Source organism: Chryseobacterium sp. X308, assembly GCF_020733145.1.
GTDB lineage: Bacteria > Bacteroidota > Bacteroidia > Flavobacteriales > Weeksellaceae > Chryseobacterium > Chryseobacterium cupriresistens.
Genome location: NZ_JAJFZH010000011.1, coordinates 47,180 through 58,938 on the forward strand (window position 1 = coordinate 47,180; position 11,759 = coordinate 58,938).

Annotated in this window: 8 protein-coding genes and 1 tRNA gene; 4 read left to right on the top strand and 5 right to left on the bottom strand. The window is 35.7% G+C overall.

Annotated features, from left to right (window positions below; genetic code table 11):
• The first annotated feature begins 67 nt into the window (after nucleotides 1–67).
• Nucleotides 68–1,198, top strand: coding sequence for an alpha/beta hydrolase (locus tag LIV57_RS13275; protein WP_227942949.1), 1,131 nt, complete (start codon nucleotides 68–70; stop codon nucleotides 1,196–1,198).
• Between the two features lie 508 nt (nucleotides 1,199–1,706).
• Here the strand turns inward: LIV57_RS13275 and menC are convergent.
• Complete coding sequence (gene menC, locus LIV57_RS13280; protein ID WP_227942950.1) at nucleotides 1,707–2,711, bottom strand: o-succinylbenzoate synthase; 1,005 nt, start codon at nucleotides 2,709–2,711, stop codon at nucleotides 1,707–1,709.
• Nucleotides 2,712–3,728: a class 1 fructose-bisphosphatase gene (fbp, locus tag LIV57_RS13285; RefSeq protein ID WP_110010152.1), complete on the bottom strand. Its 1,017-nt coding sequence runs from the start codon at nucleotides 3,726–3,728 to the stop codon at nucleotides 2,712–2,714.
• 324 nt (nucleotides 3,729–4,052) lie between these two features.
• On the opposite strand from fbp, the gene LIV57_RS13290 reads away from it, so the two are divergent.
• The 3 genes from LIV57_RS13290 to LIV57_RS13300 all read left to right on the top strand — a co-directional run bounded on the left by LIV57_RS13290 (nucleotide 4,053) and on the right by LIV57_RS13300 (nucleotide 7,337).
• Complete coding sequence (locus LIV57_RS13290) at nucleotides 4,053–5,291, top strand: aspartate kinase (protein WP_227942951.1); 1,239 nt, start codon at nucleotides 4,053–4,055, stop codon at nucleotides 5,289–5,291.
• A gap of 22 nt (nucleotides 5,292–5,313) precedes the next feature.
• Nucleotides 5,314–7,155 carry a lysophospholipid acyltransferase family protein gene (locus LIV57_RS13295; RefSeq protein WP_227942952.1) on the top strand — a complete coding sequence of 614 codons (1,842 nt, stop codon included), beginning with the start codon at nucleotides 5,314–5,316 and terminating at the stop codon, nucleotides 7,153–7,155.
• Nucleotides 7,156–7,264: 109 nt separating this feature from the next.
• Nucleotides 7,265–7,337, top strand: a tRNA-Phe gene (locus tag LIV57_RS13300).
• Between the two features lie 72 nt (nucleotides 7,338–7,409).
• Here LIV57_RS13300 and LIV57_RS13305 read toward each other — a convergent pair.
• Genes LIV57_RS13305 through LIV57_RS13315 form a run of 3 tightly spaced genes read right to left on the bottom strand, consistent with a single transcriptional unit; the run spans nucleotide 7,410 to nucleotide 11,703 of the window.
• On the bottom strand, nucleotides 7,410–8,693 hold the full coding sequence (locus LIV57_RS13305) for a galactokinase (protein WP_227942953.1): 1,284 nt from the start codon (nucleotides 8,691–8,693) through the stop codon (nucleotides 7,410–7,412).
• Between the two features lie 48 nt (nucleotides 8,694–8,741).
• On the bottom strand, nucleotides 8,742–9,800 hold the full coding sequence (locus LIV57_RS13310) for a UDP-glucose--hexose-1-phosphate uridylyltransferase (protein ID WP_227942954.1): 1,059 nt from the start codon (nucleotides 9,798–9,800) through the stop codon (nucleotides 8,742–8,744).
• A gap of 19 nt (nucleotides 9,801–9,819) precedes the next feature.
• Nucleotides 9,820–11,703 (bottom strand): glycoside hydrolase family 35 protein, encoded by a 1,884-nt coding sequence (locus LIV57_RS13315; protein WP_227942955.1) that lies wholly within the window; start codon nucleotides 11,701–11,703, stop codon nucleotides 9,820–9,822.
• Nucleotides 11,704–11,759: the final 56 nt, after the last annotated feature.

The following is an 11,759-nucleotide window of genomic DNA, read 5'->3' on the forward strand; positions in this document are numbered from 1 at the left end:
TACCTGTTGTATTTCAATATTTTTCACTAATTTCGGAAAGCTAATACCATTTTAACCATTAACCGTTATGGCTGTTTATATCTTAAGCAACCGGAAAATTATCCGGCATAAAGGTGAAAGAGTAGACTCTTTTTCCAATGAAGAATACTCGATTCCCAATTTCAGGATCGCCAAATGCAATTTTGAGAACTATAAGGAGCCTTCAGCACAAATCAAAAAGAAAAAGGATTATACCAACAGAAATATTTTAAATTACAAGCTTTTTTCTGAACCCGAAAAACAGGGCTATGAAGAAGTTCTGGAGGTACTGCTGAACGAAAAAGGAATTAAAAAATCCTCTCTTACAGCCAATAATCTTGGCGGAACCCAAAGAATGTTTTATGAACTGTACAAAAACATGTCTTCTACCAAAGACAGAAGTGATGTAATGATATTCATCCATGGTTATTTATATGATTTTGATGATGAATTAAAAGCTATACTTGACCTTAAAAAAATATTTATTGATAATCCGGCATCGCCTGTAGAGCATATTTTATTTGTAAGCTGGCCCGCCTCCGGCAGTATAATCCCGTTGAGTTATTTTGATGATAAAGCTTCCAGCATCAATTCGGGAACATCTTTGATGAGATTGTTCTATTTCTACACTCAATTTTTAAAAGATATTTTTTCCAACCGGGATCTTGCTCCCTGCAATCAAAGAATACATCTTGTGGCCCACTCTATGGGAAACAGGGTACTTCAAAGTATGTTATACAGCCTTAAAAGGGAAAATATCCTCCGTGTTATCGACCAGGTCCTTCTGTTAAATGCTGACGTGAGCTATAAAGTATTTGAAGATGCTGAGGATTCATTTAATAAGCTTCCCTTACTGGCTAACAGGATTTCTATTTACTTAAACAGACAGGATATTATTCTGGCGGCTTCTCAGTTTACGAAAAATATTCTTACCCCAAGGCTTGGTAAAAATGGTCCGAGCGGTATTGATCAATATAAAGATATTGTGTCTGTTATCGACTGTACCTTTGTAAAAGATGATCTGCTTAACAATTTTAAATATGAAGCAGGAAACCATTGGGGATATCTTTCCAGTTCGCAGGTACAGCATGATATTTTCCAAAATTTATATGGAATTGACAGAAATCTTATTTCCAACAGGTCTAAAGATAATGAAAACATTTTCACAATTTTTTCTTAACAAATAATTAAAATAATCTCCAAAAAATGAATTATACGTTAAAAATAAGCTAAAAAACATCAGTATGGCACAATGATTGCTAATTCATTTGTTAGGGAATTACAATTTTTAATTATGGGACAGATTAAAAAAAGGTTTTCTAATATATTAAACTATATAAAGAAAGCTATTTTCGTAAAAGATGTGATTTAATTGAGTAACAACCTCTAAATCAACAAAATATTCGATCTATAACTGCCAGGTCCTCCTACAGACCGGATTAAAAAAATTCAATTATTCTGAACAGGAAGGGATTGCAGGTAAAAACTGAAACCATACAAATACAAATCTATATTCAATACTATCTAAATATTCGTGGAATTATTTATCTGATGGAATTATTATTAATCCCACCAGACAAGTAGTACATATACTGCAGTGATGTGCTGCAGAGCATGGGCACCTGACTACTGTGGACAAACTACATGCCCGGATTCACCTCCACCATTATGCTAATTAACTTTCACAGTTATATTTTGAACCACAGCAACTCATTTCTGAGTTCTAAAACGGATTCAAAATTATTGACAAATAAAGCTCCAGTGCCTAAACCTTGAGGCATTGGATTTTTTTTGGTAAAAGTATACTGAGCAATGGCATTCAATCCAATATTACTTTCTAATGCTGAAGTAATCCACCAGTTTATATTCTGATTTTCTGCAAGGGAAATCCATTCATCAGAACCAGAAAAACCTCCTACTAATGCAGGTTTCAAAATAATATATTGCGGCTTAATTGTTTCCAAAAGCTGTTTCTTCTTTTCAGGATCTATAATTCCTATCAGTTCCTCATCCAATGCAATCGGAGTAGGTGTTTTTGCACATAACTCAGCCATTTCATTCCAATTTCCGGCCTTGATAGGCTGCTCAATGGAATGGATATGAAGATCAGCAAGCTGCTGTAAAACCATCACCGCTTCGTCTTTATTGAATCCTCCATTGGCATCCACACGCAGTTCCAACTGATCTTTGGAAAACTTTTCTCTTAATTTCTGAAGAATAATATGCTCAGATTTCCAATCCACACCGATTTTTAATTTGATACAGTGAAAGCCTTTTTCCAGTTTTTCCTGAATCTGTTCTTCCATATACGCTGCATCGCCCATCCATATCAGACCGTTGATGGTAATGGCAGATTTTCCATCGGTAAATTCACTTGGAAAATACAGGCTGCCTCCATATTTTAAATTCTGCATAGCCTGTTCATATCCAAACCAGATCGAAGGAAACTCTTGCAGTTCCTGCTTCAAAAAAACGCTATCCTGATTAATGTTTTCACAAAGCCACTTCAGTTTTTCTTCATAATCAGGTCTGTCATCAAAACTCAGTCCTCTGAAAACAGCACATTCCCCTACTCCTTTTCTTCCCCCTTCGGAAATTGTCAGAATGAAGGTCTCTTTATCAAGCAAAACGCCGCGAGATGTTCCACTCGGGCGTTTAAATTGTAATAAATATTGTAAGTAAGTTGCTTCCATTTATTTTACGCTGTCGATACGCATAAACTCTTCTGCTTTTTCCACCATGTCGATACTTCCACAGAAGAAAGGAATTCTCTGGTGAAGTTCAGTAGGTTCTATCTCCAAAATTCTTCTGAATCCGTCAGTTGCTTTTCCTCCGGCCTGCTCTGCAAGGAATGCCATCGGGTTACATTCGTATAAAAGTCTTAATTTACCATTCGGAGCCTGTGAATAAGAAGGATAAATATAAATTCCTCCTTTCAGCATATTTCTGTGGAAATCCGCCACTAAAGAACCGATATATCTTGAAGTGTAAGGACGGTCACCTTCTTCCATCTGGCAGTATTTAAGGTAATTCTTTACTCCCTGAGGGAATTTTATATAATTTCCTTCGTTGATAGAATAGATTTTACCTGTTTTTGGGAAAGTCATATTAGGATGTGAAAGATAATATGTTCCTAAAGACGGATCTAGTGTAAATCCGTTTACTCCGTTACCTGTTGTATAAACAATCATTGTAGATGAACCGTAAATAACATATCCCGCAGCAATCTGATTGATTCCTTTCTGTAAAAAGTCTTCCAGCTGTACAGGTGTTCCCGGTTCTGTAACTCTTCTGTAGATGGAGAAAATAGTTCCTACAGAAACATTTACGTCAATATTGGAAGATCCGTCCAAAGGATCAATCAGTACAACATATTTACTTAAATGTCCGTTTTCACCGCATTTGATATCAATAAAATCATCATTTTCTTCAGAAGCAATACCACAAACAACCTCTCTCTGAGACAAAGCCGTAATAAAAATTTCGTTAGCGATTACATCAAGTTTCTGCTGTTCTTCCCCTTGGATGTTCTGGTTTCCTGCAGCTCCTGTTATATCTACAATTCCGGCTTTATTTACTTCTCTGTTTACCACTTTCGAAGCCAATCTTATTGCACTTAGAAGACGAGAAAATTCCCCTGTAGAATACTGAAAATCGTCCTGTTTATCTATAAGAAATTCTCCTAAAGTCTGTAATGGTTGATTTGACATATTTTTCTTTTTACGTTTTGCCCAAATTTCGGAAAATTTATCGCATTGAGAAAATTTAATTAAAAAAGAGATTAATCACTGTATTTCAGAAAGATACAAGCAAAACATAACATTACACAAACCTTTTATTGAAAATTATGCCTCCGAATTTGCTGTTTCATGCTCATAAAAATTTGAGATTATTTCATGAATTGTTGATTTTAAGGAAATCTTAATTCTATCTCCGCATAAGGCTATTTCATATCTCGTTGTAAATTTATAATTTTGACGTCCGTAAAAAACTCATGTAATTTTTTATCTAACAATTTTATTTTTAACAATTTAATGAAAATTTTCAAGTTTGGTGGAGCATCGGTAAAAGATGCTGACAGTGTAAAAAACGTGTCCATGGTTCTAAAAAGCCAGGGATTTACCAAATGCTTGCTGGTGATTTCAGCAATGGGTAAAACGACAAATGAGTTGGAAAAAGTTGTAGAACTTTATTTCAAAAAAGATAATTATCAAACTGAGATTGAAAAGATAAAACGAAAGCACATTGAGATTGCGGAAGGGCTTTTCCCTGAAAATCATGCGGTTTTTGCTGAAATCAATCTTTTCTTTGATGATATTGATTCTTTTTTACGAAGAAATAAATCTCCCAACTACAACTTCGTATACGATCAGGTGGTAAGCTGTGGAGAAATGATCTCTACTAAAATCGTGAGTGAATACCTGAATGAGATCCAATTTACAAATCAGTGGCTGGATGCCAGAGATTATATAAAAACGGATAATTCATACCGGGAAGGTACGGTAGACTGGACAAGAACGGAAGAATTTATTTCCCATCTTAATCCTGAAATCTGCTATGTAACTCAGGGGTTCATCGGTTCTGACGACAACAATTTTACGGTAACATTAGGAAGAGAGGGTTCTGACTACTCCGCTGCTATTTTTGCTTACTGCTTAAATGCTGAAGCAATGACGATATGGAAAGATGTTCCGGGAGTAATGACCGGGGATCCGAGAAAGTTCAGTGATGTAACCCTTCTTTCCAATATTTCTTATGAGGAAGCTATAGAAATGGCTTATTATGGTGCCAGTGTTATTCACCCGAAAACATTACAGCCGCTACAGCAAAAAAATATTCCTTTTTATGTAAAATCTTTCGTGGATCCAAGCAAAGAAGGAACAAAAGTAGGTGCTTCCGAAAAAAACCAACAGGAAGAATCTTATATTCTGAAAGAAAACCAGGATCTTTTGAAAATCTCTACAAGGGACTTCTCTTTCATCGCAGAAGACCATATGAGCCTGATTTTCGGATATTTATCCAAATATAAGATCAAAGTTTCCCTGATGCAGAATTCTGCAATCTCTCTGGCACTGTGCCTTGAGGATAAATTTAATCATATTGATGAGCTCAATGAAGAGCTTCAAAAAATTTTTAAAACCGAAGCAATTAAAAATGTATCTTTATTCACAGTAAGAAATGCGAAGAAGGATCACATTGATAAATTTTACCATGAAAAAAATGTATTATTGGAACAAATCTCCAAGAATACTCTTCAAATGGTAACACAATAATATTAATTGCGACTAAACACACATGAGTTTAATTTCGAAAAACGATCTGATCAAAGCTTCCGGCTTAAATAAAATTGGGTTTCTCAAGAACCCGGTAGCATCTGCTGTGATGAGCATTGCTAAAATAAACGAAGTAAATAAATTATACGATAAATTAAAAGACAAGGAAGGCAAAGACTTTTTCGACTCATTTGTGAGAGAAAGAAACCTAAGCTATGTAGCTTTTGAAGAGGATCTGGCAAAGATTCCGAAAACGGGACCGTTTATTCTGGTTTCCAATCACCCGCTGGGTGCTATTGACGGTATTCTGATGTGCAAGATCTTATCAGAGGTTCGTCCGGATTTCAAGGTAATGGGGAATTTTCTTTTGGAAAAGATCAAACCTATGGAGCCGTATGTAATCGCTGTAAATCCTTTTGAAAACAGAAAAGAAGCTTACAGCAGCTCTTCTGGAATGCGTGAAACCCTCAAGCATTTACAAAACGGAGGCTGTGTAGGTATTTTTCCGGCAGGAGAAGTTTCCAACAAAAACAATCCTTACGGAGAGATTTTAGATAAAGATTGGGAAAAGACGGCACTTAAGCTTATCAGAATGGCTAAAGTGCCGGTAGTTCCTATGTATTTCCATGCCAAGAACAGCAGACTTTTTTATCAGGTAGCCAAGCTTCACCCGAATTTACAAACTCTTATGCTTCCTGCAGAAATGATGAATGACAGGGAAAAACCTATCAGAATCAGAATCGGACGTCCTATTACCGTAAAGGCAATGGACGACATGGAAACGATTGAGGAATTGGGAGAGTTTCTGAAACGTAAGGTTTATATGATGAAATCTTACTATGAAAAAAGAAAATCCCTTGCTCAAAGCATTAACCTTCAAAATTTATCTGTCAAATTTCCTTTACTCAAAGAGGAAAATATTGTTCAGAATATCATTGATGAAACACCTCTGGAAGACATTATCAAAGATGTTGATAAACTGAGAGGAACTGAAAAAATGCTTTTTAGTAACGGAAATTACGAGATTTACTTTACGACTTATGAGGAAATCCCTTCTATTATGAGGGAAATCGGACGTCAGAGAGAGCTCACCTTCCGTGCGGTAGGTGAAGGAAGTAATCTTCCATTTGACCTTGATGAGTATGACAAACATTACCACCATCTTTTTCTATGGGATAACGGTGAGAAAAAACTGGCCGGAGCTTACAGAATGGCATTGGGTAGAGAGGTAATGAAGAAATACGGCATCAAAGGGTTCTATACAAGCTCTTTATTTGAGTTTGAGCAGGATATCCATCCTTTTTTCAAAAAGGTGATTGAAATGGGCCGTGCATACATCTGCCAGGAATATCAGCAGAAACCCCTTCCTCTTTTCCTTTTATGGAGAGGAATAGTGCATGTATGTCTGAGAAATCCGGACCATAAATTCCTTATGGGTGGTGTGAGTATCTCGAACAAGTTCTCTGAGTTCTCGAAATCGCTGATGATTGAGTTCATGCGTTCCAATTATTTTGATTCTGCAGTAGCACAATATATCACTCCAAGAAATGAATATAAGGTAAAGCTTCGCGACAGGGATAAAAATATTTTCTTTGAAGAAATGGAGTCTGACCTCAACAAGCTGGACAAGATTATTGATGATCTTGAACCTGAACTGAGACTTCCTGTCCTGATCAAAAAATACATCAAACAAAACGCAAAAGTAATTGCTTTCAACGTAGATCCAAACTTCAATGATGCGATCGATGGATTGATGTATATCCGAATCAGTGATCTTCCGGAAAACACGATTAAACCGGTATTGGAAGAGATGAGTGAACAGATCAGAAAAGAGCAGGAAAATAATCCGGCTGATAATCAGTAGGTTTTTAACTTTATTCAAAAAAAGTACGATGAATACTTGCTTTGTATACTAAAACTTACTACTTTTGCATCACTTTAAAACAATGAAGTAAGTCAAACAAAAATATAATGGTTTCTTAGCTCAGTTGGTAGAGCAATGGATTGAAAATCCATGTGTCCCTGGTTCGATTCCTGGAGAAACCACTTTAAAACCTCTGATTAGTCAGAGGTTTTTTTGTTTGTATATGCTCCTATTTTTGATTAATGAAACCGTTTTTAAAAGTTTAATTTAACAGCCCCCTTTTGTCTGATGAATAAAGGGTGGCATGAACCGGCTCCAAATAAATGATTTAAAGTTACGGTATATTCATCAAGCAAATTTTCAGGTACAAAGGCTTGTATCGTTCCTGCAAATCCTCCCCCATGCACACGCCATGCTCCAGCACCTTTCAGTACTAATTCACTGTAGACCAATCCCAGTGAAACGGCTTGCTCTTGTATATTGTTTGATACATAAACGTTTTGATTGTACATATATGAACTATGTCCGGAATCTATTACCAATTGCAAAAATTCTTTAAAATCATTATTCTCCAGTGCTGCTACTTGATCTGCTACCCGATCATTTTCACATTCAAAATGAATGGCTCTTAAAATAGCCCGATCTCCTACTTTATTACGGATAAAAGGAGCAATATCCATTACTTTTTTTAATGTAGTTTCTCTCAGCACACTGCATCCTAAATGGGCTGCAACTTCTTTCATCTCTTTCGGTAAAACAGCATATTCATCATTCAAATTGGTATGATCCCCTCGAGTATCTGTAATCACTAAAGAAAAACCAGTAGATTCAAAATCGAAATCTACTTTTTTAACAACAGGATTGGTTACATCTTCAAAATCAATCATTACCAATCCTCCTACCGAACAAGCTACCTGATCCATTAATCCACAAGGTTTTCCAAAAAAAACATTCTCTGCATATTGTCCTATACGGGCATTTAATATGGGGTCGATATTACCTTCATTAAATAAATGGCTCACAATTGCACCAATTAAAACCTCAAATGACGCTGATGAACTTAATCCGGAACCTTTAGGAACGCATCCATCAATTACAACATCGAATCCTCCTATTGTATATCCCAATTCTTTTAACCGGGCATTAATTCCACGAACAAGAGCACCTGAGGTTAAAAACTCATTTTTCTTGGGAATAAGGTGATTTAAGTCTACTTCAAATGATGGATAACCTGAAGATTCAATCCTGATTATATTTGAATTATTTTTAGCAGCAACGGCAATATTATCTAAATTTACAGCACTCGCTAGTACCCGACCATGATTATGATCCGTGTGATTCCCTCCGATTTCGGTTCGTCCCGGTGAACTAAAAACAGAAACCTCTTTTTCTCCAAAAATGTTTTTGAAACGGGATAATGTTTTGGTATACCGGATTGCTTGCTGATATAATAATTCCGAATTTTGTCCGTACAACTCTCTAAATTGAGGAATATTACCTTCATTAATTAAAGAATCAATATATTTATTACCTGCCATTTATTTCTATCTAGTTTATAAAACCGTCTATTTTTATTAAGAGCTATTTTATTTATTCTTATAATGAATTGTTGAACATTTTTTTAGAATTTCTGCACTTTGTTCCGGGGTAATATCTCTTTGGGCTTCTGCTAACATTTCATATCCTACCATAAATTTTTTCACACTGGCCGAGCGGAGCAAAGGGGGATAAAAATGCATATGAAAATGCCATTCTTCATGGGGATCCTGGTCTGTAGGAGACTGATGTATCCCGGCAGAATAAGGGAAAGAAATTGAGAAAATATTATCGTATTTTGTAGTTAAATCTTTCAATATTTGAGCAAGTAAAGTTTGATCTTCGTCAGAAAAAGCCAATAGACTGTTTAAAGTTTTTTTACTAATAATCATGGTTTCATATGGCCAGGTTGCCCAAAATGGAACCAAAGCCACAAAAGCTTTATTTTCAATAACAATTCTTTCTTTAATTTCAATTTCCTTTTGGAGATAATCGGATAAAAGAGTTGTGCCATGTTTATCATAATAGTTTCTCAAATTTTGCTGTGTTCTTCTCACTTGGGAAGGGATGGATGCCTGTGCCCAAATTTGTCCATGAGGATGAGGGTTACTACAGCCCATAATTGCCCCTTTGTTTTCAAAGATCTGAACATGATTAATGTAATCCAGCTTCCCAAGTTTCTGATATTCTTTTTTCCAGATCGACACTACTTTTGTAATCGCTTCAAGAGACATCTCAGGAAGAGTCAATGAGTGGTCGTGTGAAAAGCAGATTACCCGGTTGATTCCTCTTTCAGGTTTCATTTTAAATAACTCACCCATTTCATACTCAGTATCATCTGTGTTTACTTCTGCATTTAATAAAGCTCCAAAATCATTATCAAATACATACACTCCTTCATAATGTGGGTTTTGACTTCCATTAACTCTTGAATTTCCGGGGCATAAATAGCATTCCGGATCATAGTGATTTTCAACTATTGTCAGGCTTTTTTCCTGTTGTCCCTGCCACGGGCGCTGGGCTCTTTGAGGTGATACCAAAACCCATTCGTCCAACAAAGGATTATATCTTCTGTGAGGATGATTTTTGCTGTTAAATGAATTACTCATGCTGAGTTTATTATTTATATCAGTTTGACCCGTTTTCAGTGTTTAATTTGTCTACAATAGGTTCGGATAATGTGTTTACTTCTTTTTGAATTTTATCATTCTTCTGTTCAAAAATAACAATCTCATTCTTACCTTTTTTTAAATAACATCCTGGTAAATATAAGGTCTGCTGCGGTCCTACCGACCAATATCTCCCCAGATTAATTCCATTAACAAATACAATCCCCTTTCCGAAAGGTCTCATATCTAAAAAAGTATCCCCCACTTCCGATACATCAAAATTTCCTTTGTAAATGGACGGCCGGCTCTCTTTTACATCTGACTTTTGCTTTGCGTCAATTACAGGAGCCTTTTCAAAAGGGAGTCCGTACATTTCCCAATCTCCTGTTATTTTTCTGTCATTAATAAATACAGGAGAAATGATTCCTTTCGTATTCTTATTAATCTCAGAACCGTAATTAATTCGTCCCATATTTTCTACTATAATATCTAATTTTCCATTGAATGGGATATTAACATTACATTCATATTTTTTATAATAACGATTAAGTTCTCCTACTTTTTCTCCATTCACATATACAATAGCATAATCTCTTAATCCATCAAGCTTTAAAGTTCCTTTAATGGGCTGATTAAAGTTTTTGCTGTACCAGACATAGCCATGCCCTTGATTTAACTGCTCAAAAGTCAAAGGATTGTCATTAATTACTGGTTTTACATTCTTTTTTAAATCTTCTAAATCAATTGCCTGAGATAGTTGAATACCAGAAATCTTAATAACCGGAATTCTTGCTGGAACAGCAGGTGTGGAAGAATTTTTTAACAATTCTCTCAATTTCAGATACTTTTCGGTTTCCCAACCTGCTTCAGTGATGGGTGCATCATAATCATAGCTGGTCATACTAGGCTGTATATCATGATCTTTATCATAATTAGCTCCGGAGGTAAATCCGAAGTTAGTTCCTCCATGCACCATATAAATATTAAAAGAAATATCATTATCGATAAATTTACCAATATGACTTTTTACTCTTTCCGCAGCTTTACGCGGGAAAGGTTCTGCCCAATGGTCTAACCAGCCGGGATAGTATTCTGCTACCATAAAAGGACCTTTCCCATTATGGTATTTTTTCACCTCTTTTTTAATATTTTCCGGGTCTTCATCTCCATTTGCAGTTGGTAAAGCGCCGGGCAAAGCTCCTCCTTCAAATAACCAGTCTCCATCAGAAGTAAAAAACGTCATTCCTTTGAAACCAACTTCTTTTAACTGATCAAATACTGAAGAACTGTATTTTTTATGATCTTCCAGCTTAATGTCTTCCCGCTGACTCACAAAAGACCCAAATTCATTTTCTCCCTGCACCATAACAACAGGGCCTCCATTAACAATCAGATAAGGTTTTACCACCTTGTAAAGCTCTGTGAAATATGCTTTTGTTGCATTTAAAAAAGGAGGATTATATTCTCTGATTTTCATATCCTTGTCATTTTGTAAAAACCAGGGATAGCCCCCGAATTCCCATTCTGCACATACATAAGGTCCAGGACGAAGAATTACCATTAAACCTTCTTCTTTTGCTGTTTTCAAAAATTCAGGCAGGTTTCTGTTTCCCGTTTGAAAATCCCATTTCCCGGGAGCTATTTCGTGATAATTCCAAAAAACATAAGTAGCTATCGTATTTAAACCCATAGCTTTAACCATTTTTAAGCGATGCCTCCAATAAGCCTGAGGAATTCTGGCATAATGAATCTCACCTGAATGCAATTTAATTGCCTGTCCGTTCAATTTAAATTCTCCATCTTCAATTTTAAAAGATTCATATTTAACAGGTTTTTGCTGGGCATTTATCACAGTTGCTCCTACTAAACAAAAGGCTGAAATTATATTTTTAATAAACTTCATTGTATATATTATATATTGTATTAGCTGTTACAGTTGATTATCTATTAAAACAAATT